Annotated in this window: 19 protein-coding genes, 1 tRNA gene and 1 pseudogene; 13 read left to right on the top strand and 8 right to left on the bottom strand. The window is 52.2% G+C overall.

Features of this window, described 5'->3' with window-relative positions; translation table 11 throughout:
* Positions 1–120: 120 nt before the first annotated feature.
* Entirely contained in the window at positions 121–819 is a 699-nt protein-coding gene (rsmI, locus tag EPA93_RS28105; RefSeq protein ID WP_129890696.1) for a 16S rRNA (cytidine(1402)-2'-O)-methyltransferase, read from the top strand.
* A 62-nt stretch (positions 820–881) separates the two neighbouring features.
* Here rsmI and mdh read toward each other — a convergent pair whose 3' ends face one another.
* Together mdh and EPA93_RS28095 are read right to left on the bottom strand one after the other, a co-directional pair.
* Positions 882–1,808 carry a malate dehydrogenase gene (mdh, locus tag EPA93_RS28100; protein WP_129890695.1) on the bottom strand — a complete coding sequence of 309 codons (927 nt, stop codon included), beginning with the start codon at positions 1,806–1,808 and terminating at the stop codon, positions 882–884.
* Positions 1,809–2,128: 320 nt separating this feature from the next.
* A pseudogene (locus EPA93_RS28095) lies at positions 2,129–2,245 on the bottom strand (IS5/IS1182 family transposase); the annotation flags it as partial.
* A 144-nt stretch (positions 2,246–2,389) separates the two neighbouring features.
* Between EPA93_RS28095 and EPA93_RS28090 the strand changes: the two are divergent.
* Together EPA93_RS28090 and EPA93_RS28085 are read left to right on the top strand one after the other, a co-directional pair.
* Positions 2,390–3,271, top strand: a complete 882-nt coding sequence (locus EPA93_RS28090) for an SDR family oxidoreductase (protein WP_129890694.1) — start codon at positions 2,390–2,392, stop codon at positions 3,269–3,271.
* Positions 3,272–3,418: 147 nt separating this feature from the next.
* Entirely contained in the window at positions 3,419–3,880 is a 462-nt protein-coding gene (locus EPA93_RS28085; protein WP_129890693.1) for a winged helix-turn-helix transcriptional regulator, read from the top strand.
* A 270-nt stretch (positions 3,881–4,150) separates the two neighbouring features.
* On the opposite strand, the gene EPA93_RS28080 is transcribed toward EPA93_RS28085, so the two are convergent.
* Both EPA93_RS28080 and EPA93_RS28075 read right to left on the bottom strand, forming a co-directional pair.
* Complete coding sequence (locus EPA93_RS28080) at positions 4,151–5,095, bottom strand: DNA-3-methyladenine glycosylase family protein (RefSeq protein ID WP_129890692.1); 945 nt, start codon at positions 5,093–5,095, stop codon at positions 4,151–4,153.
* A 203-nt stretch (positions 5,096–5,298) separates the two neighbouring features.
* On the bottom strand, positions 5,299–5,892 hold the full coding sequence (locus tag EPA93_RS28075) for a helix-turn-helix domain-containing protein (protein ID WP_207229225.1): 594 nt from the start codon (positions 5,890–5,892) through the stop codon (positions 5,299–5,301).
* A gap of 89 nt (positions 5,893–5,981) precedes the next feature.
* Here EPA93_RS28075 and EPA93_RS28070 point away from each other — a divergent pair, with 89 nt between their 5' ends.
* The 3 genes from EPA93_RS28070 (at position 5,982) to EPA93_RS28060 (ending at position 8,349) form a co-directional block, all read left to right on the top strand.
* The gene (locus tag EPA93_RS28070; RefSeq protein ID WP_165423443.1) at positions 5,982–6,764 is read left to right on the top strand and encodes a metallophosphoesterase family protein; all 783 of its coding nucleotides are present in this window, start codon (positions 5,982–5,984) and stop codon (positions 6,762–6,764) included.
* A 321-nt stretch (positions 6,765–7,085) separates the two neighbouring features.
* On the top strand, positions 7,086–8,036 hold the full coding sequence (locus tag EPA93_RS28065) for an amidohydrolase family protein (protein WP_129890690.1): 951 nt from the start codon (positions 7,086–7,088) through the stop codon (positions 8,034–8,036).
* A 239-nt stretch (positions 8,037–8,275) separates the two neighbouring features.
* Positions 8,276–8,349: transfer RNA gene (locus EPA93_RS28060), tRNA-Gln, on the top strand.
* Positions 8,350–8,570: 221 nt separating this feature from the next.
* Here EPA93_RS28060 and EPA93_RS28055 read toward each other — a convergent pair.
* Together EPA93_RS28055 and EPA93_RS28050 are read right to left on the bottom strand one after the other, a co-directional pair.
* Positions 8,571–9,356 carry a hypothetical protein gene (locus EPA93_RS28055; RefSeq protein WP_129890689.1) on the bottom strand — a complete coding sequence of 262 codons (786 nt, stop codon included), beginning with the start codon at positions 9,354–9,356 and terminating at the stop codon, positions 8,571–8,573.
* Between the two features lie 446 nt (positions 9,357–9,802).
* Complete coding sequence (locus EPA93_RS28050) at positions 9,803–10,219, bottom strand: pyridoxamine 5'-phosphate oxidase family protein (RefSeq protein ID WP_129890688.1); 417 nt, start codon at positions 10,217–10,219, stop codon at positions 9,803–9,805.
* Positions 10,220–10,605: 386 nt separating this feature from the next.
* Between EPA93_RS28050 and EPA93_RS28045 the strand changes: the two genes are divergently transcribed.
* The 3 genes from EPA93_RS28045 (at position 10,606) to EPA93_RS28035 (ending at position 13,873) form a co-directional block, all read left to right on the top strand.
* The gene (locus EPA93_RS28045; RefSeq protein WP_207229680.1) at positions 10,606–11,574 is read left to right on the top strand and encodes a DNA methyltransferase; all 969 of its coding nucleotides are present in this window, start codon (positions 10,606–10,608) and stop codon (positions 11,572–11,574) included.
* Positions 11,575–11,798: 224 nt separating this feature from the next.
* A complete protein-coding gene (locus EPA93_RS28040) occupies positions 11,799–12,959 on the top strand; it encodes an AI-2E family transporter (RefSeq protein WP_129890687.1) in 1,161 nt (386 codons plus the stop codon).
* A 233-nt stretch (positions 12,960–13,192) separates the two neighbouring features.
* The gene (locus EPA93_RS28035; RefSeq protein ID WP_129890686.1) at positions 13,193–13,873 is read left to right on the top strand and encodes an RNA polymerase sigma factor; all 681 of its coding nucleotides are present in this window, start codon (positions 13,193–13,195) and stop codon (positions 13,871–13,873) included.
* A gap of 106 nt (positions 13,874–13,979) precedes the next feature.
* Here the strand turns inward: EPA93_RS28035 and EPA93_RS28030 are convergent, their stop codons facing one another.
* Positions 13,980–14,639: a GspE/PulE/PilB domain-containing protein gene (locus EPA93_RS28030; RefSeq protein ID WP_165423442.1), complete on the bottom strand. Its 660-nt coding sequence runs from the start codon at positions 14,637–14,639 to the stop codon at positions 13,980–13,982.
* Positions 14,640–15,358: 719 nt separating this feature from the next.
* On the opposite strand from EPA93_RS28030, the gene EPA93_RS28025 reads away from it, so the two are divergent.
* From EPA93_RS28025 to EPA93_RS28010, 4 genes are all read left to right on the top strand, one after another.
* A complete protein-coding gene (locus EPA93_RS28025) occupies positions 15,359–15,592 on the top strand; it encodes a hypothetical protein (RefSeq protein WP_129890684.1) in 234 nt (77 codons plus the stop codon).
* 176 nt (positions 15,593–15,768) lie between these two features.
* Positions 15,769–17,070 carry a lipopolysaccharide biosynthesis protein gene (locus EPA93_RS28020; protein WP_165423441.1) on the top strand — a complete coding sequence of 434 codons (1,302 nt, stop codon included), beginning with the start codon at positions 15,769–15,771 and terminating at the stop codon, positions 17,068–17,070.
* Positions 17,061–19,214 carry a glycosyltransferase gene (locus EPA93_RS28015; RefSeq protein WP_129890682.1) on the top strand — a complete coding sequence of 718 codons (2,154 nt, stop codon included), beginning with the start codon at positions 17,061–17,063 and terminating at the stop codon, positions 19,212–19,214. The genes EPA93_RS28020 and EPA93_RS28015 overlap by 10 nt, the downstream gene beginning before the upstream one ends.
* Positions 19,215–19,303: 89 nt before the next feature.
* Entirely contained in the window at positions 19,304–19,636 is a 333-nt protein-coding gene (locus EPA93_RS28010; RefSeq protein ID WP_129890681.1) for a hypothetical protein, read from the top strand.
* A gap of 105 nt (positions 19,637–19,741) precedes the next feature.
* Here EPA93_RS28010 and EPA93_RS28005 read toward each other — a convergent pair whose 3' ends face one another.
* Positions 19,742–20,368, bottom strand: a complete 627-nt coding sequence (locus EPA93_RS28005) for a TetR/AcrR family transcriptional regulator (RefSeq protein ID WP_129890680.1) — start codon at positions 20,366–20,368, stop codon at positions 19,742–19,744.
* Between the last annotated feature and the right edge of the window lie 18 nt (positions 20,369–20,386).

Raw genomic sequence — 20,386 nt, 5'->3', positions numbered from 1 at the left:
CAGCGGGATGGTCAAGGGGCGCCGCAGGTGGCGCACTTGCCAAGTGACGTTTGACAAAGCACTAGAGGAGGCGGGAAAAATTGCACTTGGATTCTCGAAGAAAGTATAAAGAAGATTGAGATGCTTTATTTAGTCGCTACTCCAATTGGCAACCTTAACGATATTACTTTGCGGGCGCTTGAAACACTGCGCAATGTTGATATTATCGCGAGCGAAGATACGCGTAAAACTGGATTATTGTTGAAACATTTCGATATCCATAAGCCGCAGCTAGCTTTTCATGAGCACAATGAGCAGCGGGCTGGCGAGCGCATAGAAGAGCTCTTGAAGCAGGGCAAGTCGGTCGCGGTTGTCACCAACGCGGGAACGCCGGGGATCTCTGATCCGGGTTTTACGCTGGTGCGCCGCGCGCTCAATGCCGAGGTCGGGGTGACGCTGATTCCTGGCCCCACGGCCCTGATTATGGCGCTTGTGCTCTCGGGCCTGCCTGTGCATAGCTTTACGTTTCGGGGTTTCCCGCCGCGCAAGCCGACAGGCCGTCGAAAATTTATGGCCATCGATCAAAACGCGCCGCATACACTGATCTTTTATGAGAGCCCTTACCGGCTTGTAGATTTTCTGCGCGATGCCCTGGCTATCTTTGGGGATCGACGGGCCGCAGTGGCTAACGATCTGACGAAGATGTTTGAGAAAGTTGAGCGTGGTTCGTTATCTGAGCTGCTCGCGCTCTACGAGAATTCGACTCCCAAGGGAGAATATATTATCGTTATCGAGGGTGTGGGCAAGAACACGCCCATAAAGGAGGAAGAAGAGGTGTAGGGCCGGCCGGCTCTAACACCTCTCACGAAACGTTTGCATGTTGCGCTAGAGTTATATCGCGGTTAGAGGCCCATGACCTTGACGAGCTCTTGCACAGCGCTGGCTGATTTGTTAAGCAGAGCTTGCTCTTCGGCGCTCAACGTAACCTCGATGACTTTCTCGACGCCCCGGGCGCCAAGCTGGGCTGGCACGCCAACGTACAGGTTGTTGATGCCATACTCGCCTTGCAGATAGACGGCGCAGGGCATAATCATCTTTTTGTCGAGCAGGATTGAATCAACCATTTGCAAGACTGAAGCCGAGGGGGCAAAGTAGGCGCTACCTGTGCCGAGCAGCTTGACGATCTCTGCTCCGCCATCGCGGGTGCGCTGCACGATCTCTTCGATGCGCTGGGCCGATATGAGCTGTGAAATAGGAACACCGGCAACTGTACACATGCGCGCGAGAGGTACCATGGTATCGCCGTGGCCACCCAGCACATAGGCCTGTACGTCGCGCACGGAAGCTCCTACCTCCTGGGCGATAAAGGTGCGGAAACGTGCGGTATCCAGTACTCCCGCCATGCCTATGACGCGCTCGCGGGGGAAGCCGCTGGTATGCAAGGCGATCTGGGCCATGGCGTCAAGCGGGTTGGTGACGACGATGATAATGCAGTTGGGGGAGTTCTTGACAACCTGCTCGGTTACCTGGGAGACAATTTCCTGGTTCTTTTTCAGCAGATCGTCGCGGGTCATTCCCGGCTTGCGGGGGAAGCCTGACGTGATGACCACGATATCCGAATTTGCGGTATCGGCATAGTCGTTTGTTCCAGTGACCAACGAATCATAGCCAATGACCGGGCCAGCCTCAAGGATGTCAAGAGCTTTGCCCTGCGGCATATTCGGAACGATATCAAACATGACCACATCGGCGTAGTCGCGTTCGGCCAGGCGCTGCACAAGGGTACTGCCGACAAAGCCAGCCCCAATAACAGAAATCTTACTTCGCATGACGTATCCTTTCCAAATTCAATATGATCCTGGACAGGAAAACACACGCAATAAGCGGGGACAGGCGCTTGCCGCGAGGGGCAGGTAAGCCGCTCCCAAGGCTGTTTCACCCGCGCCCTGCTGCCTGGACTATCCCTACTTGCAGCGTTTCGGTTCCCTGGCCAGGGGTTCTCTGTAGGATCACCAGTCGGATCATCGCTGCGGCCTGGCTCACTTATTAAGGAGGAGATGTGCCGCAATCCGGTAACTGGTTCTAAAGCTATTGTATGCCCTGAGAGGCAACGATGGCAATTTATCGGGCCTGGATCATCGGAGATAAGATAGTCCCCATGCTGATGCCGAAAACGCGTGGCCCGCGCAAAGGAGCGTTCTACGACCCAGCGGCGAGGCAACCATCCAAAGCCACGCTTAGCTTCGAGGAGTTTGACGACTTCCAAAAGGAAAAGGTTAATTGCGGTAAAAATGCTCCACATTAGAGCTTTTTTGGTTGTATCTGTGTCGTAATAGCGTTATAATATGTTTGCAAAATGCAAACAAACTACCTGCGTGAGCGCCTCAAACTAAAAGATTAGGAGCATGTTATGATTCTCATTACTGGAGCAACTAGCCTGAATGGTGCGGCCCTGGTTAACGAATTCCGAAAACACAATAAGCGAGTACGCATACTGACAAGGCATGCTAAGAACGTGAAAATGTTTGAAGATGATCCGAACATTGAAATTGCAGTCGGCGATATGCTCAAGCCAGAGACACTTGATGACGCGCTCAAAGGCGTAGACAAAGCTGTACTTATATCGGCGGCGGACCCGGTAGCAATGGCCGAAACACAGATATCATTTATCAATGCTGCCAAAAAGGCGGGGGTACGCCACATCATTAAGCTGTCCTGCCTGAATCCAGATAAAAATAGCCCGGCCCGCTTTTTACGCATGCATGCCGAGATCGAGAAACACCTTGAGGATTCCGGCCTGGCCTGGACGCATATTCGCCCGGCCCAATTTATGCAAATGTACTTGCACGATGCGTCGACGGTTATTGCGCAGGACTCATTATTCATCCCTATGGATGACGCGTTAATCACACCAGTTGATGTACACGATATCGTCGAAGTATTCCATGCCGTGCTTACAACTCAAGGTCATGAAGGCAAGATTTATGAACTAAGCGGACCCGATGCGCTGACCATGAACGATATTGCTGCGCAGCTTTCCAGGGCACTCGGGAGAACTATCCACTATGTCAACATCACACCTGAGCAGGCGCGACAGCAACTCGTCTCGTTAGGTATGTCTGAGCAGTTGGTGGATTCTATAAACGAACTTTATAGTGAGCGACGCAAGGGCTCTGAGTCGAAAGTACTCCTTGAGACACATAAACTGTTTGGCATCCGGCCAACTACATTTGCCGAATTTGTAGCACAGAATGTGGAGGTATTTAAGGGTATCCAAACTGCTAACCAATAAAATCGACCATTAGGTTTGATGTGCGAGAATCAGCCCGACATTTAGCAGGGCTGATTCTTCAGTGAGATCGAGTGTTTCCATACTTTTAAACTATAGCAAGGAACAAAGGGGATGAGAGGTCTGCGCCCAACAAAACAGGGGTTCCAAATGCAAAAGAATCACCCCAGGTCTGACTGCCCTATTAACTTCGCACTTGAGGTCTTCGGCGATAAGTGGATGCTGCTTATTGTGCGCGACATTGTATATGCTGGCAAAAGGACGCATGGGGAATTCTTGAGGTCAGACGAGCGTATTGCGACAAATATCCTGGCCGACCGTTTAGCTCGGCTTGAATGCCAGGGAATTATTACTAAGGCTGCCGATCCAAAGGATAAACGCCGCGAGATTTTTTCTTTAACTGAGAAAGGTTTAGCGCTTATTCCGTTACTGCTCGACCTTCAGTCATGGAGTAATGAGTTTGGGCCAGCCTATATCGGCCGAAGCGCGGCACTTGAGGCGGCACTCAAGAAGGATAGAGAAAAAGTTATATCTGAAGCAACTGAGCGTGTACGACATGGCGGCTTTGTGTTCGCGAATACAGAGTGGTTCCCACCTCGGAAGGCGCAATAGCAATTTAGGTAATCCATCCAGGGAGGGCCAGTGTCTGTGAGTAATTTGATGTCGAGAAAGTTGTAAGCGGCCTGGCTCTCTTATTAAGGAGGAGATGTGTCGCAATCCGGTAACTGGTTCTAAAGCTATTGTATGCCCTGAGAGGCAACGATGGCAATTTATCGGGCCTGGATCATCGGAGATAAGGTAGTCTCCATGTTGCTTTTGTGCTCTTGCGGCGCTCGTGGTCGCTGAAGGTAGCGTGGCGCCGCAAGACTTGTTTGTAGGCTTTTACCTGGCGGGCAGCCGGCTCAGGTCGAGGCCGGAGACGCGCATGTAAAAGGAGTAGTAGCCCTGCAGGCTGCCGTAACGCTGCAGGATCTGCTGCACATCGGCCTGACTGAGGGGCTTGTCTGGACTATAGATTCTGTTCACAGCCTTGAGCAGTTCGTCTTCGACGCTGGAAGCTTCCATCCTACCCAGTCCGCGAATCAGGATGAAGGCGGCGGACCAGGCGCCGATGCCGTGAACCTTGCGCAACTGCCTGGCAACTTCTTCATAGTTTCCATAACGCAGAAATTGCTCATCGGTCTTTTGAAAGAAGTCGATGACTGAGCGTAGGTAGGCAACTTTGCGCTCGTTGCGGACGATCTGCAATAGTTCTTCTGAGCTGGCCTGAGCCAGTTGGTCAGCTTCTGGAAAAGCTTGATAGGTGGCATCGAGCAGGCGAATGCTTGTGCCCCAGCGTTCGACGATGGCCTGTTTGATGCGCTGGGATATGGCCATGGGCGTGCGCTGGACCAGGATTGACCAGCAGGCAATCTCAAAGGGCGTGAGGAACTTTGGCTGGTGGAGCCCGTACAGGCGCTCAATTACCGCTGCCATATGGAGATCTGTCAGGCAGAGAGCGTAGAATGGTCGCAGATCGTCGTCAAGAGAGAGGAAGAACCGTATGCGCTCAAGGATTAGTTGCTGCTCATGCTTGCTTAAGGGCTGCTCCGTATAGAGAGTATAGGTCAATCGTGGCTCCTCGATAGTTCCTGTCGCCTGGATCTTGAAGGCGACGGCACGCCCATGGATGCTAACAGCTTTGGTCAGGGTCGCAGGAGCAAGCGCCTGTTCGCCAGCTGTGGGGGGAAAGGCCTGTAAGAAGGCAAGGGTCTTGTTAAAATCGAAGGGCTCCTGCGGGAAGAGCTCGCCGCTGACTGTGCTGAGTTGAGTCGTTGTTGCTGGCATATTGCTGTACCTCCTGGCTGTACTCAAAGACGTATCTTTTCTATTAAAGCGCTATCAGCTTTACTCTGGAAAGAAGTATAACCTATGGCGGTGACAACGGTATGTCAGCAGCTTTTCTGATTATAATGACTCCTATGTGCTATCTATCTGCAAGAAGTTTTCCGATTCTCTTAACTGCGCGTGGCATGCTGTCGCGCGGCAAGTCAGCCCTGTATTTTGATCACAAAATAGCTGCATACTTCCTCGCCGATATTGTCGAACTGCTGAGGTACATCGGCCACAAAATAGAACATGTCGCCGCCTTCAAGCATGTATTCCTGCGTACCGATCCTTGCGCGCATTGTTCCCTGTTCCATGAGCAGATATTTTTCTGTGCGAGGGGCCAGTGCAGGCAACTCGCCCGAACTGCTGCCTTGCGGAATCACATGCCTCACAAATTCAAGCGCCCGCCCTTCGAGAGCGGGAAATACTTGTCGCTCAAAGCCGGTCTGAGGATCACGGAACGAAAGTCGGCGATCCTTTGGTACCTTGACGGCTTCGCGCCTTTCTTCGATCCCGATGAGCTGGGAGGTGGTCAAGCCCAAGGCCAGGGCAATTTTGACGGCCACGACAAGCGTGGGATTATTCTCTCCGCGCTCAATTTTAGAGAGCATCGCCCGGCTCACCTCAGAGCGTTGGGCCAGTTCCTCCAACGTCCATCCATGTCGGCTCCTTAGTTGGCGGATGCGCTGTCCAAGCTGCTCAGCCGAGGCCATTTCTAATATATGAGAATTTTCTCTTGCGTTTTTGTCTCTCATATGCTACCATTAAATCTAACATAATAGAATTATGTATTTCCATGATAGCACATTGGAACTTTTTTTTACAAGAAGGAGATGTGTGCCTGATGACACAACAGGCTGTAAACCAACCTTTTACGCTGGCCATACTCGCCGATATTCATGGCAATCTCGCGGCCCTGGAGGCAGTTCTCGACGATTTGCAGACACAAGCTTATGATCAGCTTATTATTGCGGGAGACTTAGTAATGAATGCCCCTTATCCCGCTGAGACGCTGGCCCTGATTCGTTCTCTGCAAGCTCAAACGCTCTTTGGCGAAACCGACCGCGCTGTGGTTGCAGCTGGAAAGGGAAATAGCCAGCATGCTCTAGCTTGCTGGACAGCTGAGCAACTTGGTGCAGATGGCCTGGCCTATCTGGAAAGCCTGGCTTTTTCCCACTTGATTACACCTTCGCAGTCAGCTCCGGCCCGAGACGAATTGTTAGTTGTGCATGCCACGCCCACTGAGGTTGGGGCTTTTCTCATACTTCAGCCAAATGCTCTTGATGCTCGCTGCTCTGCGCTTACCCCAGAGGCCGAGGCGCGCGCTTTACTTGGGCAGGTGCGCACATCTTTGATCATTCACGGCCATTTGCATTATGCCTCAACTGGCTTTGTCGGAGAACAGCAAGTGGTCTCCGTTGGTGCCGTTGGATTTCCTTTTGATGGGAAGCATGAGGCGGCCTATGCCCTGGCAAACTGGGATGGAGTGCGCTGGGAGATTAAGCATCGGCGCGTTCCTTATGATTATGCAGGGGTTATAGCGGCCATGATGCGTATTGGGCAGCCGGATGCGTCAACGATGGCCCAACGATTACGGAGCGCGAGCTGGTGCTCACAGCTCTCCTGAGCAAACTTCGCAAAGGTGGGACCGCCCCCCAATTTCTAGCTCTTCACCAAAAAGGCGCTGTTAGGATCAGTGACATTGCCAGGAGGGAGGGAAGGAGTCGAAATTGCCCACGGGATGGGCAACGAGATAACCGCAAGGAAGGGCTGAGATGAACTTAGAAAATCTTCTCACAGAGAGCATGTGACGTCTACTTACTTTTTCACTGTTTCTTTTGTCAGGTAATGAACTGAACAAAGGTTCAGTGCCAATCACGCTCCTCTCATCTATACTAGAACAGAGATGAGATGAAAACGTTTCTAAGTTTCTAAAAAGAAGGATACCATGCGTATTGATGTTCATGCTCACTACTTTCCTGACAGCTATTTAGATCTCTTAGAGCATTTCGGGAGTGAGAAAACTAGTTCCGCACGCGATATGGGGGCTGGTGATAGCCAGGTCGAGTTAGAAGCCCGCTTTGCATTAATGGACAGGTCCCATGTGCAGATGCAAGTGCTCTCAGTCTCTCCACAGTTTCCGTACTTTGAACAAAAGGCCCATTCTGTAGAAGCTGCCAGAGCGGTGAATGATCTTTATGCTGACCTTGTGCGGCGCTATCCCACACGTTTTGCTGCCTTTGCAGCCACTCCACTGCCACACGTCGATGCATCACTGGAAGAGATGGAGCGAGCACTCAATATGCCCGGCTTCATAGGAGTCACAATGGGTACCTCCGTGCTTGGCCGTTCACTGGCTGACCCGGCGTTTGAACCCTGGTTTGCCGAACTGAATCGGCGTGCAACCGTGCTTTATATCCATCCAGAGGGGATGGGTGCCTGCTCACCGCTCATTACCCCCTATGGGCTTACCTGGCCAATAGGTGCCCCTATCGAAGATACCATTGCTGTGACTCATCTGATCATTAAAGGAATTCCTCAACGCTATCCACGTGTTAAAATTATTAACTCACATCTGGGTGGAGCATTGCCACTGCTCATACAGCGCCTGGACAACCAGTATAGCTGGACGGCACCTGCCGTCCCCGAGCTACCCAGTATTCAGGCAAGACGTATGTGGTATGACACGGTGGGCCATTTCTACATTCCCGCGCTGCGGAGCGCCTATGAAGCGCTTGGGGCTGATCGGCTTGTACTTGGTACTGATTTTCCCTATCTTTCAGGTGAGTTGTATGAGCGCTCCGTGAACTATATTGAACGTGCTGGGTTGCCCTTCGCCGATGCACAGCGCATTCTTGACAAGAACGCCTCATCTGTGCTGGGAATCGAGAGTGCGTAAGCAACCTGTACAAGGTTACTTCTTGAATGTAACCTTGTATCAATGATTAGCGCGGTCCTCGCCCTCGTTTTCATGGTCCTCTTTGGCATGGTGAGGAAGCGCTTTCGGCCTTCCTTTTCTTGGCTTTTTGGTGAGCCGAAGGGATGGCATTTTCAATGAACCTTGGCTCTTCCCCAAAAAGGCGCTTGACAAGAACCCCCAACTTCGTGTATTATAACCGTGCTGTTGAGAAAGCACTTTGGGGTGTCGTTCAATGGTAGGACGGCTGACTCTGGATCAGTTAATTGGGGTTCGAATCCCTGCACCCCAGCCAGATGGATTGTCTTTTAGAACTGACTCAAGCACTCTTTCAGAAGATGGAAGGAGTGCTATTTTTTGCCCATTTTTGGCTTCACAAGTCAACTGACCGGGCTTTTTCTGCTAAATGTACTGCTGAGGTTATGGCTGTTATAGTTGATGATAAATCAGATATATCGTGTTCTAGTAAGAAAAGCCTTAACCGACGTGGCTAAGGCTTTTTTCCGGTGCTTTGTTCTATTCTGGTAGGCGTGCAAGAATTTGTTGCAGTAGTGTCGTATGTTCTGCGAAACCTTGGAGCATGTCAGTTTGCAAGCCAGCGACTTTGCCATCTGCTTCAGTGAAGCGCTGGCGCATCTCGGCCTGTAAGCCAGCGACCTTGCCATCTGCTTCAGTGAAGCGCTGGCGCATCTCGGTTTGTAATCCAGCGACCTTGCCATCGGTTTCAGTGAAGCGCTGGCGCATCTCGGTTTGTAATCCAGCGACCTTACCATCGGTTTCAGCAAGGTGTTGGCGTATCTCGGTGAGACTTTGGCGCATCTCGGTTTGTAATCCAGCGACCTTACCATCGGTTTCAGTGAAGCGCTGGCGCATCTCGGTTTGCAAGCCAGCGACCTTGCCATCGGTTTCAGCAAGGTGTTGGCGTATCTCGGTGAGACTTTGGCGCATCTCGGTTTGCAAGCCAGCGACTTTGCCATCGGTTTCAGTGAAGCGTTGGCGCATCTCGGCCTGTAATCCAGCGACTTTGCCATCGGTTTCAATGATTTGGTTCTGGATGTCTGCTAGTCGTTCATTCGTGAAAATATTATGGTTGTTGAGAACATCGAATAACTTGCCGTTTTGCTCCTGCGATTTTTCAACGGTTTCTTGTAGTTTCTCAAAAGCTTCTTTTGAGGCAAGAGCGCGTATTGCAATGGTTTGCAGTTCGATTGTTTTCTTGAGTTGGGCGTGCTCTCGTTCAAGGGCTTGTAGTCGTTCGTGTTCTCGTTCAAGGGCTTGTAGTCGTTCTTCGATGGTTGCCATTGGTTCTTCCTCCTTGTGTCCAGTCCATAGGCCACATATCACCTAATAATGATAACATACTGGTTTCAGGAATGTAAGGTGTGCTAGCGGGATTTACGTTCTTAGCCTTATACCATGTAAGCTCTTTTCCTTGGCTTCAAGTTGTTCCTGGAATTGTCGAACGACTCTGGATCAGTTAATTGGGATTCGAATCCCTGCACCCTAGCCATGGAGAGGCCTCACGCCTCTCCTTTTTTGTTGCGACTTTTTCTTCCCGCGCAACCTTCTCTGCTGGAATGGTAAGTGTTTCGTCCCATAAACTTTTTCAAGCCGCACGTCTCACAGAGTATCGAGCTGTTCGCCAGTGTTCGGCTTGCCGCGAGCGAGAACCAACTAACATTGAGATTGGAGCGGCACGAGGCGCCAGCCGCTCCAATCTCGTTTCGTGAGTATCCGGGATCGCGAAACTACGCCATTCCGGCAAATTCGGTAACTTTTTCGGGCCTGAAATGGAGGACAATGGGAGAGCGCTGGAGTAGGCCCGTGAGCGCTTGCTGCCTTAGCCCCGCATCTTTCATATAGTGTTCTAGCAGCCGTTCAAGATCCTGCCGCACGCGCGTCTGATCCTCGCTGATCGTCACGGTTCCGTAGAGGCTGACCGAGCGATTTGCCTCTCCCACACAGAGGGCGATGCGGGGATCGCGCCGCAGATTGCGCGCTTTCTGGCTATGTCCCCCGGTTGTCAAGACGAGCGTGCCATCATCGGCCAGCATATACCAGACCGAGGCCAGATGGGAACTGCCATCTTTGTTCAAAGTGCTAACGACGGCAAGACGGGCTTCGCGGAGAAACTCTTTAGCCCAAGCAGAAAGTATGTGTGCCATAAATACACCTTCCTTATATTTCTATTTCATTTAGAAGAGTAAGGGATGCCAACGCTTTGAGCAATCAGCAAAGGGGCAAGATCGTTGCGTAGGCAACAGTAAGGGGAATGTGTTGGTTTACAAATGTGCGTAAAAAAAGATTGCGAGAATAGACTATTATCGATAGGTCGAGGAAGATATTGATACTCTATAAGAATCTGCTACACTATGTATCCTCTTACATTATTAATGAGGGGTGATCTAACATGCGTATGGAGAACGTGGAAGCACTCGTAGGAAGTTCAGCAAAGAGAAGGCACATACCAACAAGTACTGTGGGACGGAGACGTACTGTCAAAGAGATTGAAGCAAGCTAAGCGGGCCTAACGGCCTGGGCTGATGATTTTATTTCTGTCCAGTTAGGCGATAGCCTTGAGCATTATCATCAATGGGATACACCAACAGTAATTGTCTCTGATGGCGGTTATGGTGTCCTCGGCTTTGAAGGTGACACTTCAGATCACCTGGCTCTGCCCCAATGGTATGAGCCGCATATCGCTGCCTGGTCAAAACGGGCAACACCATCTACAACTCTATGGTTCTTGAACTCAGAGATCGGGTGGGCCACTGTTCACCCAATTCTTGAAAAGTATGGTTGGCGTTATATGAATGCCAATATTTGGAATAAGGGAAAGGGCCATATTGCCGGCAATGTCAATACTCCTAAAATCAGGCGTTTTCCCGTTGTTTCTGAAGTGTGTGTGCAGTATATCTATGAAGCTCGTATCAATGGTCTTGAGCTCAAGACATGGCTGCTACAGGAATGGAAGCGCACCGGTCTTCCCATTTACAAAGCAAATGAGGCGTGCGGCGGGGCAAATGTTGCCACACGTAAGTATTTCGATCAGGGCCACCTCTGGTACTTCCCTCCTCCCGAGATGTTTGTAAAATTGCAGGAATATGCCAACATCCATGGCGACCCTGCAGGACGGCCATATTTTTCGCTCGATGGCAAGAACCCCGGCTCCCTGGAACAATGGACCCGCATGCGCGCTAAATTTAGCTGCCCTCATGGCTTTACCAATGTGTGGGAGCGCAACGCCCTTCACGGCAGCGAGCGCTTTAAGAGCAATGGTGACAATGGAAAGGCGCTTCATCTCAATCAGAAGCCGCTTGATCTTATGGCTATGATCATTAGCGCCTCTTCGGATGAGGGCGATGTCGTGTGGGAGCCCTTTGGAGGCCTATTTACAGCATGTATGGCGGCTCGTAGCAATGGACGCCGGGCTTGCGGGGCCGAGATTGATCTTACCTATTTTCATTATGGGGTGAAGCGGCTCATGCAAGAAGTGCGCCAATATCCTCTTTTCAAGTAAGCACTTAGCCGGGCCTGCGATTATCAAGCAGAGCGATGCATTGTATCTGAAAGTGGAGGGTGCAAAATCTGCGTGGTAAGGCCCTGGAAAAATTTCTCAGAGGACTGGCGCGAAATTGAGAGATAGCGTATTATAGTGGCATGCATTTAAGATAGACAGCAAGAGAACTGTAACAGCTGACAGCTTTACGGGTTAGGCAATTGAGAAACCAGGGTAAGCCAGAAATGAACATGCTTAGAGAGACGCGCCGATTTTTTCCGCCACCGACAGAGGAGCAAGCCGCTAAATGGGCGAGACGCCGCGACATTCCCCTCGCTATTTTAGCCTGGATTGCCTTGATCGCCGTGATCCTCTGGGCCGCCTCGCACATCATTCGGGCCATCTTGCTCCTGGCCATTGCCGCCCTGTTCGCCTATGCCCTCGCGCCAGTTGTCAAGCTATTAGAGCGCATCATGCCACGGCTCATGGCTATTTTGATTGTCTATCTTGTCATTCTTGGCGCGATTAGCGTCTTCTTCTACCTGATTGCCATTGCCACGGTTCACCAGACGTTCTCGTTAATCCACTCGGTCCAGGGGTTGCTCAATCCCAATACCGATAATCCCTTGCGCTCCATTGAGCAGGGACTTGCTCAGTTTGGCATCACGCCCGGGCAGATCGCCGCCGCGCGCCAGCAAATGATCACCCAGGCCGGCGACTTTGCCAAAAACTCGGTACCCTACTTGCGCAGCCTTGCCGATTTTGCCATCGATACCATTGTGGTGGCCGTGCTGAGCATCTATCTGCTCATCGATGGCTCGCGCTTCGTAAGCTGGGTGCGGCGCAATGCCCCACGCCTGACGCGGGCCAATTTTCTGCTCGACACGTTGCAGCGGGTCGTGGGCGGCTATATCCGTGGACAGCTTACGCTTGCCGTGCTGATCGCGCTCCTGGTCGGGATCGGCATGCAATTTATCTTCCAGCTTCCCTATGCTATCTTCCTTGGCGCCCTTGCCTTCGCCATGGCCTTTATTCCAGTTCTGGGTACCCTGGTCTCGGGTGCCGTCTGTGTGCTTATTGGCTTGACCAAAGGCTGGCCGATTGCTGTTGGCGTCTTAGTCTATTTTGTGATTGTACATGTAATTGAAAGCGAAGTGGTAGGACCGCGCATCGTAGGGAAAGCCGTTGGCTTACATCCCATTGCCTCCCTCTTTGCTCTTGTGGCCGGCGCCGAACTCTTTGGCATCTGGGGAGCCCTCTTTGCTTCCCCTATTGCTGGCGTCCTGCAGGCTATCTTGATCTCGGTCTGGACCGAATGGCGCCAGGGGCACCCGGAGCAGTTTCAGCGGACCGGGACGCTTCCCCTGGAACCCCTGGAACAAGAGCAGAGCGAGCCACACGCGTAAATAAGAAACAAATGCATGAGCTAATAACTGGCGTACAAGATATCTACAGGCCGTAGAATTGTATTTATGAGCAAAAATTCTATTTTTACTGCTGCGGTTATTCGCTTCCCAAAGTATGAACAAACTATACACAACAAAATTTCTATGAGTAGATTTGCCTTGTTGATACGCACATCATATGTTATATTTATGCATATGGTTTGCACAGTAAACACAAGCACAAGGATACTCGCATGATTACAGCCCACACACCCGCTATTTTGGACTCGGGGCCGCCAGAGGCCCTGGACCCTACATTCTATGAGCAAGCAAGCTCACAGACGGGAAGCGAAAAGGCAGAAAAGTCTGAACAAATGCTGCTAGTGACCCGTATTTTGCAAGGAGATCAGGAGGCCTTTAGCGATATTGTTGAGCAATATAGCGCGATAATGTTGCGAACCGCTTCGATGATTGTTGGAGATCGTGATATCGCCGAAGATGTCGTACAGGATGCACTGATTCAGGCCTGGCACCACTTGCCTGAATTGCGTAAAGCGGGGGCTTTACGTCCATGGCTCATGCGTATTGTGGTAAACCAGTGTATTAGCTTTAAACGTCGCCTGGCTCGCTCCACGGCGTTTAAGCGCCAGGTAATCTGCGAACAAGAGATCAACAGTATTGCGCAAGCGGCGGAACATTACAAGGGCCACCTTGAGCGCAGCTGGGATCTTACCAATGCTGTTGATAACTTGCCGTTCAAGCAAAAGGTGGTTATTGTCCTTCATTATTATAATGGAATGACGCTGGCAGAAATGTCGCGCGTTCTGACAACCTCCGAGAATACCCTCAAGAAACGTATCCAGGCTGCCCTGACGAATCTACGTCGTGTTCTGTGTATTGCTGATGAGGACCAGCGCGTCCCGTCAGCAGCCTAGCTCCGAGCCAGGACGCATAAAAGAGAGCTCTACCTGAAGCTGAGCACTTTGCCAGCCAGGCGAGCTCTCGTGTGGTGTTTGGTAAAGCCCGGTCCGGGCTTGCTTGCTAGACAAGCGTGCGTTGCCAGTAGCCTAAAAGCTCCTCAATCATGCCGGCCTCGCAGCGCACCTGAAAGATCGTTCGCTGCGTCGCTTGCTGAAAGAGTGAAATGACTTCTCTATCTAACCGCTGGCTGGTGGCCACAGTGAGGACGCGGCGCTCGGCTCCTACCGGGACGCAACGATAGCGGCAAGCCAGCTCATAAGGGAAAATGTGCAGAAGACGGCGCGAAGGATAGCTGGCAAGAAAAGCCAGATAGGGCAACGCCTCTATGTCATGCGCCGGCCTGAGAGCCGCCTGCAAGGCTTGCTCCTCAAGTGGCTCTTTTTGGATTACCCGCGCCTCTTGATTCTCCTGTAAGTTGTGTAAAAGCGTCAAGGCGGCCGGGCCAGATACTATTTGCAGTTCGTATTCAACGTCTATAAGTAATTTGACAATACGTGTGGCGACAAGCTGGGCGCCAGGCAAAGCCGTGTGCGGCAAGACAACCGCACAGGTGCAACCAAGTACGATGACCGAATCGCCGTGGCGGATATTCCTTCGGATGCGCTCGGCGGCTCTGTATATTGCTCCTTGCTCCTGATTACCGCCTCGTATATGCAAGATCGCAACTTGCTCTTCAGCCTGATAATTGATCGATGTATCGCGCAACTCATGTGCTATCACTGCTCCACTACCTCCCCATTTGCTATTTACTTCAGCAGAAAGCCAGGAAAAAAGACTATCAATATAATACAAATTTGCTGGCCGTGACAGAGATTTTGATCGGGTTGTGATCAAGTTAAGACCGCTCTAAATGGGTAAAGAAATTATGTGGATTTTGTTTTTTCGATTCTTAACATCAAGAAGGCAGATGTTAACACATATTCAACCAGTTCGTAACTCTTACATTTACCACAATACACTATAATACATGTTGATATACATTGAGGAATATATTTACAGTAGCACAGCCAGAGCTTTTCAAGCATGCTGTTAGTCGCCGAGAGGTGGGAGGGAGCGGGGCGCATTCGCTAGATCGCGACGCGGCCCGCGAGCCCCGGATTAAGGGCCGAAGCTCTTAACAATCCCGCTGAGAAGAAAAGGGAAGCTCTGAGTAGCACAGCCAGAGCTTTTCAAGTGTGGCTTCAGGCCTCTCCAGACTGGGGAAGCCAGAGCAGAAGAAGGTAGAAGATGCGCTGTAAGTTTTCTACGAGCATCTTCCCAGCACTTGAGGCGCTCTGCATGGCATAGTGGGCAGGTTTCTTGGGAGTCTGTTACTTGTGCCGTAGCCGCTGTGTAAGGAAGCGCAATTCCGGTTGCAGCGCAACAGCAGACCCCTCAGAAACAGGCATAGTGCAGGGCCCGGCCGCTCTGGCCGTTCGGTTCTGTGGGGGGATGTACGTGTGGATGAAATATACTGGAGTATTTCCTGGAGTATACCGCTCATTCCTGATCCGGCGATGCTTCCTAATCAAAGCATCTTTTCACCTACCTCACCAACATGGTCGTTGCTAGACGATCCTGAAAATATACTCCTGCCGGATGTTGTGCATCTGTTTGAGGTGGCCCAGGAGGCCAGCAATGTATCTCTTCCTGAAACCATTCAGCCTATTGAGCCCTGTTTCCCGGCTACCTGAAGGCCAGAGCTTAGCGCTGCAGGCTTTTGCGGCGCTCTCTAGTGTTGTGTTCAGCAAGGAGCCGGGCAGATCGCTTGTCGAGACCTGTCCTTAAGCCAGGCGGTCAGGATCTTTGCTGGGCTGAACTTTTGCGGGGATTAAGTGGTAGTGGGTAAGGGTATATGAACGGAAGAGAGATGTTTCTCGTACATGCGCGTAGTTCCCTGGGCAAGCGTGGCTTTTTTCAGCCGGGATTGGTGCAGGCTGCAATGTCGTGCTGTTCTGCTCTGCTGGGCATCGGGAACTACGTGCTCATTTTACGTATGTTAGCTCCTGACGACTTCGGCACCTACATGCTGGTCTTATGGCTGGCAGCTAGTTTTGTGCCTATCCTGGGCACAGGGACATCCAGACAGGCCAATCGCCAGCTTGCCGAGATACAGAGTCAGGAAGCGCCAAGGTACGCGGCGGGGATTTTCTATTTCCTCTGGTATCGTCAATGCCGCAGTATGTTGTGCTACTGCCTGGTCTATCTTTTGCTGTCCTTCCCGCTTTCCTGGCTCTTTAGCGTCTGCCGGCCCCTCCTCTTGCTGATGGCGGGGCTTTCTACGCTTCCCCTCCTGCTGAGCAATGTTGTGGGGATAACGCTGCGCAGTCAACGGAGCGCTAACTTGCTGGCCGGCCTGCATCTCTGTGGAGCGTTTTTGAGCTTGCTGCTTATTTTTATTGTTGCGCTGCTCCCCGGTCAATACGTCGGGATGCTTCTGCTAGCTCTGACTCTTGCCAATACCCTGACCCTGATCATTGCAGTGGTCTGTGTGTTGCGTTTGCTGCCAATGCGGGAGGCTTTGCCGCCGGGCTTTTTCTTGCGAGAACGCTTGTTGCAGGGCTTGAAGCATCAGCCTCTGCTATTTGTCCTTGATGTGATTGTTTGGCAACATAGCGAGCTTCTCTTGCTGGCCTGCTTGCGCGGGGCGAGCGAGCTTGGTTGTTATGAGCTCTGCATCTTGCTAAGTACCGGGATGATCGAGCTGGCCCCTGCTCTTGCCTCTTATCTGCTCCCCTGGCTGATCCGCTATCTGCCGGGGGCGCACGATTCTGGCCTGTATAGGGCCTTTGTAAAGACATCGAGCTATATTGCCTTGCTCGCTGTGCCGATTTGCCTGCTGGTCGCTGTGCTCGCTCCGCAGCTTATCGCTGGCTTGAACGGGGCCTATCTGCCGGCAGTGGCACCCTTGCGCATTTTGCTGGTTGGCTGCTTCTTCAGCAGCGTTGCTACGGTCAGCCTGACGCACCTGTCCTATGGGCAGCGTAAAACTGCCCAATTGAGGCTAAGTATTGGCGTGGCTATCTTGCATATTGTGCTGGCCATACCATGCGTGGCGCTGTGGGGCATGCTGGGAGCCGCTCTGGCCAGCGCTAGTGCGCAAGTTGCCTCAGCCATTGGTTCGATCTTCATTTGCAGAAATATGCTTAGGCAGCATGAGTTATGCCGATAGAAAGACATGCTATGACTATTCAGCCACAAACTTCGATTGCTAATCAGGAACATACACATACTCAAGGCGGGGAAGATCAGCAGGCCAACCCGCGTTTTAGCGTGATCCTTTGCACATATAATCGGCGCAATCTTGTCCTTTCTATGCTGGCCAGCCTGCGCCGGCAGACTCTGGCCTATGAGCAGTTCGAGGTGATCGTGATAGATAACGGCTCGACCGATGGAACTGTCAGTACGGTCTATAGTTATGTCAATGCCGGTCAGCCGCGAAAGAGAAGGCTGGAACAGGCCTGGAATGTGCAATGCCTTGTCGAGCCCTATCGTGGCCTGACCCATGCGCGTAATCGTGGTCTGCAGGCCGCACAAGGGGATATCGCGGTCTTCCTTGACGATGATGCGCTGGCCGATCCTTTTTACCTTGAGCATCTGCTCAATGCCTATGAGGAGACGGGAGCCGATGCGATTGGAGGATGCGTTGAACTGCGTTGGGAAGCTCCTCGTCCCTACTGGCTGACCGATAGCCTGCTCGGGATGCTTGGCTATTTTGTGCCGCTCTCTTCCCGTGCGCCCTTGCCGGAGGGCCTGAACTTTGGCAGCAGCAATTTCTCAGTCAAACTGGCAGTGCTGCGCAAGGTTGGTCTGTTCCCTACCTTGCCGGCCCATAGCGCGCTTACCCCGGCCGAACTGCAAGTTACCGATCTCTGCCGGCGCTTACGTCAGCACGGTTATCGCTTATGGTATGAGCCGCGGGCACTTGTGCATCATCGCGTCCATGCCGCTCGCCTACAACAGGCCTTTTTTTGCGCGCGCGCTTACCGCTATGGACGGGCGGAGGTGGTGCTTGAGTATATGCGTAGCATTGAGGAGCAGGTCGAGGCCCCGCGCTCTACTCTGCAGATGCTTAGCGCGCTCTTGCGCGAGTGCTATGAGCTGGCTCATATTGCGCTTGTCCATCGTCCTTTGCTCTTCCTGGCCTCCAAACCAACCGATGAGCGCCTATTAGCGGCGATTGCTCAGGCCCGTTGCTGGGGACGTGTTTTGCAGCAAATGAAGCTTCTTGAGCACGCGCCCGTGCTTACTTCCCATCCAGCTGTCCTGCTGGTACTCTCTGAGCCCAAAGAGGCCAGCTTGTTTGTGCGAAAGTTGCGCGAGCAAAATATCCTCTGTGTAACTTGCGTGGCCTCTCTCTCTCTTGCCTGGATCTGGCGCCATCGGGCCTATGAAGGGCAGTCTATCGGTATTATCCATTTTTATCGTCCGGGAGCCTATAATCTCAATCATTGGCAGCGCCAGCTTCTCTGCTTCCTGCTCAGCCTGGCCCAGAAATTAGGGCTGCGTGTGGTCACGACCGACGCCGGTGGCTGGTGGCAAAATGATCGCAGCCTGCGCTTCTTTAGCAGGCGGGCCTTTGAGCGCAAGCTTGAGGCTTGCAGCGATATCATCCTTACCTATACGCGGCAGCCCGAGCGCATCTATCCCGATAAGAAAATCCTCAGCCATGTGCGCTGCCTCCCGCATCCGGGCTTTCTGGGCCATTATCCGCAGCCGGTGGCCAGGGAAGAGGCGCATAAGCAGCTCGGCTTGCCCCAGGGCAACGGCTTTGTCTATCTATGCTTCGCCGATCTGCACACCGAACGTGAGCTTGTACATCTCATCGAGGCATTCTTTGATGTGGGAATGCACTATCCCGACCGCTTGCCCCAGCTACTCCTGATCGGCGCGCCTCGTGATAAAGAGCTTCCACTCTCCATTACCAAACGTGCGGCCATTAATCCGGCGATCCATCTCTTCATGCAGCCTGAGAAGCAGGATCTACCGCTGTATCTGGGGGCTGCGCAGGCAGTGGTTATTCCCCACTTTGCCCAGAGTAGCGCCGGCGTGCTGGAGACCGCTATGCTGGCCCTCTCACACGAGCTCAGCGTAATCGTGCCCGATCTGCCGCGCTTCCATGGCATGCTCCCGCCACATGCCAGCATTCTCTATGATGCGACAAGCCGTAAGGCCCTCGTCCAGGCTATGCTCAAGGTGCAGAAGCTCAAATATAACCTGACTGAGAAGGGTATAGCGGCGCTGGAGGCCGAAAGTAGCTGGCGCAAATATGCTTTACGTTTGCAAAAAATTTATAAGCAGCTCCTCAAGTATTGACTTCAAGTACACATGAAGTTTTATAGTGGCGCCAGTACGTTTTATACGTGCTCTCTGTCTGTCGTTTGCACGGAAAGGAGATGCTTACTTTGCGCAATTTTTTTCAGTCCTCTTTCGGGCAAGTGCCGGTGGCCTGCCAGCTTCAGGATGCTAAGCAGATGCAGGAACGCCTTGAGGAGATGAAAGAAATCTACAAGCTGGCCCAGCAGAGGCAGGAGCTTGCCGATGGCTATGCCTTTAGCTTTGCCAGTGAAGATGTTTTGATCACGAGATTGGTGGAATGGATCAAGTTTGAGCGACGCTGCTGCCAATTTTTTAGCTTTGAGCTCGTATTCGAGCCGCAAGAGGGGCCGCTCTGGCTCTGTTTGCGCGGCCCGGAGGGAGCCAAGGAATGGCTGCAGGGCTATCTTGCTGTTGAGTAAGCCAGGGCATAAATTGCCTGGCTCGGGCCTGGGCATGGGTGCGTATGTATATATGCAGCAACGCAGCCACTTCAGGTTCGGGCCTTTACCTGCGGGCGGTATGGCTTAAGTGGCGCTAACGCCCTGAAAGTAGATGCGCGCCAGGTAGCTTGCTACTTCATCTGGAGTCATCTGCTCCTCGACGATCAGCTGCTTAAAGCCGCGCGGCGAGAGGAGGCTAAAGAAGGTGCTGCGCAAAACGGGAATGGGAATCGCGCTGGTAATCTCGCCCGCAGCCTTCCCTTCCTCAAGCAGGGAGGTAATCCGCGCGGAAAGTTGCTTCCAAAAGCCCGCTACGCGCTCGTGCTTGGCTGCCAGCACCTTCTGGCCCTCCAATCCTGTATAGAGGGCTACCAGCAGTTGTATGCGTTTGCCAAGAAAACCCTTATACAGCTCGATAAGGATGCGTTCCAGCTTGTCACGCGCCGTAGCGGTTGAGGCTAAAATCTTGTCAATAACCTTGAGGGAGGTGGCAAGTTCGCGCTCAAAAAGGGCGAAGACAAGATCTTCTTTGCTGGCAAAGTGCAGGTATACCGTACCCTTGGCAATCCCTACCTTTAAGGCTACCTCCTCCATTGACATCTCATGATATCCTTTTTCTACCAGTACCTCTTCTGCCGCCTTCAGAATGAGTTCAGCGCGCTCTTGCCGTTGTTTCTCTCTGAGTGAACGCCGAGGCGTCTCTGCTTCCATCGCGTTCTCCTGCTATTG

The organism is Ktedonosporobacter rubrisoli (genome assembly GCF_004208415.1).
GTDB lineage: Bacteria > Chloroflexota > Ktedonobacteria > Ktedonobacterales > Ktedonobacteraceae > Ktedonosporobacter > Ktedonosporobacter rubrisoli.
This window is presented reverse-complemented; position numbering and strand designations above follow the sequence as displayed.

Excerpts from the sequence above, each read along its gene's own strand:
- EPA93_RS28065 (WP_129890690.1), top strand. The coding sequence starts at position 7,086 with ATGCGTATTGATGTTCATGCTCACTACTTTCCTGACAGCTATTTAGAT.
- EPA93_RS28050 (WP_129890688.1), bottom strand. The coding sequence starts at position 10,219 with ATGGCACACATACTTTCTGCTTGGGCTAAAGAGTTTCTCCGCGAAGCC.
- EPA93_RS28055 (WP_129890689.1), bottom strand. The coding sequence starts at position 9,356 with ATGGCAACCATCGAAGAACGACTACAAGCCCTTGAACGAGAACACGAA.
- rsmI (WP_129890696.1), top strand. The coding sequence starts at position 121 with ATGCTTTATTTAGTCGCTACTCCAATTGGCAACCTTAACGATATTACT.
- EPA93_RS28075 (WP_207229225.1), bottom strand. The coding sequence starts at position 5,892 with ATGAGAGACAAAAACGCAAGAGAAAATTCTCATATATTAGAAATGGCC.
- EPA93_RS28085 (WP_129890693.1), top strand. The coding sequence starts at position 3,419 with ATGCAAAAGAATCACCCCAGGTCTGACTGCCCTATTAACTTCGCACTT.
- mdh (WP_129890695.1), bottom strand. The coding sequence starts at position 1,808 with ATGCGAAGTAAGATTTCTGTTATTGGGGCTGGCTTTGTCGGCAGTACC.
- EPA93_RS28015 (WP_129890682.1), top strand. The coding sequence starts at position 17,061 with ATGCCGATAGAAAGACATGCTATGACTATTCAGCCACAAACTTCGATT.
- EPA93_RS28020 (WP_165423441.1), top strand. The coding sequence starts at position 15,769 with ATGTTTCTCGTACATGCGCGTAGTTCCCTGGGCAAGCGTGGCTTTTTT.
- EPA93_RS28090 (WP_129890694.1), top strand. The coding sequence starts at position 2,390 with ATGATTCTCATTACTGGAGCAACTAGCCTGAATGGTGCGGCCCTGGTT.
- EPA93_RS28035 (WP_129890686.1), top strand. The coding sequence starts at position 13,193 with ATGATTACAGCCCACACACCCGCTATTTTGGACTCGGGGCCGCCAGAG.
- EPA93_RS28080 (WP_129890692.1), bottom strand. The coding sequence starts at position 5,095 with ATGCCAGCAACAACGACTCAACTCAGCACAGTCAGCGGCGAGCTCTTC.
- EPA93_RS28070 (WP_165423443.1), top strand. The coding sequence starts at position 5,982 with ATGACACAACAGGCTGTAAACCAACCTTTTACGCTGGCCATACTCGCC.
- EPA93_RS28005 (WP_129890680.1), bottom strand. The coding sequence starts at position 20,368 with ATGGAAGCAGAGACGCCTCGGCGTTCACTCAGAGAGAAACAACGGCAA.
- EPA93_RS28040 (WP_129890687.1), top strand. The coding sequence starts at position 11,799 with ATGAACATGCTTAGAGAGACGCGCCGATTTTTTCCGCCACCGACAGAG.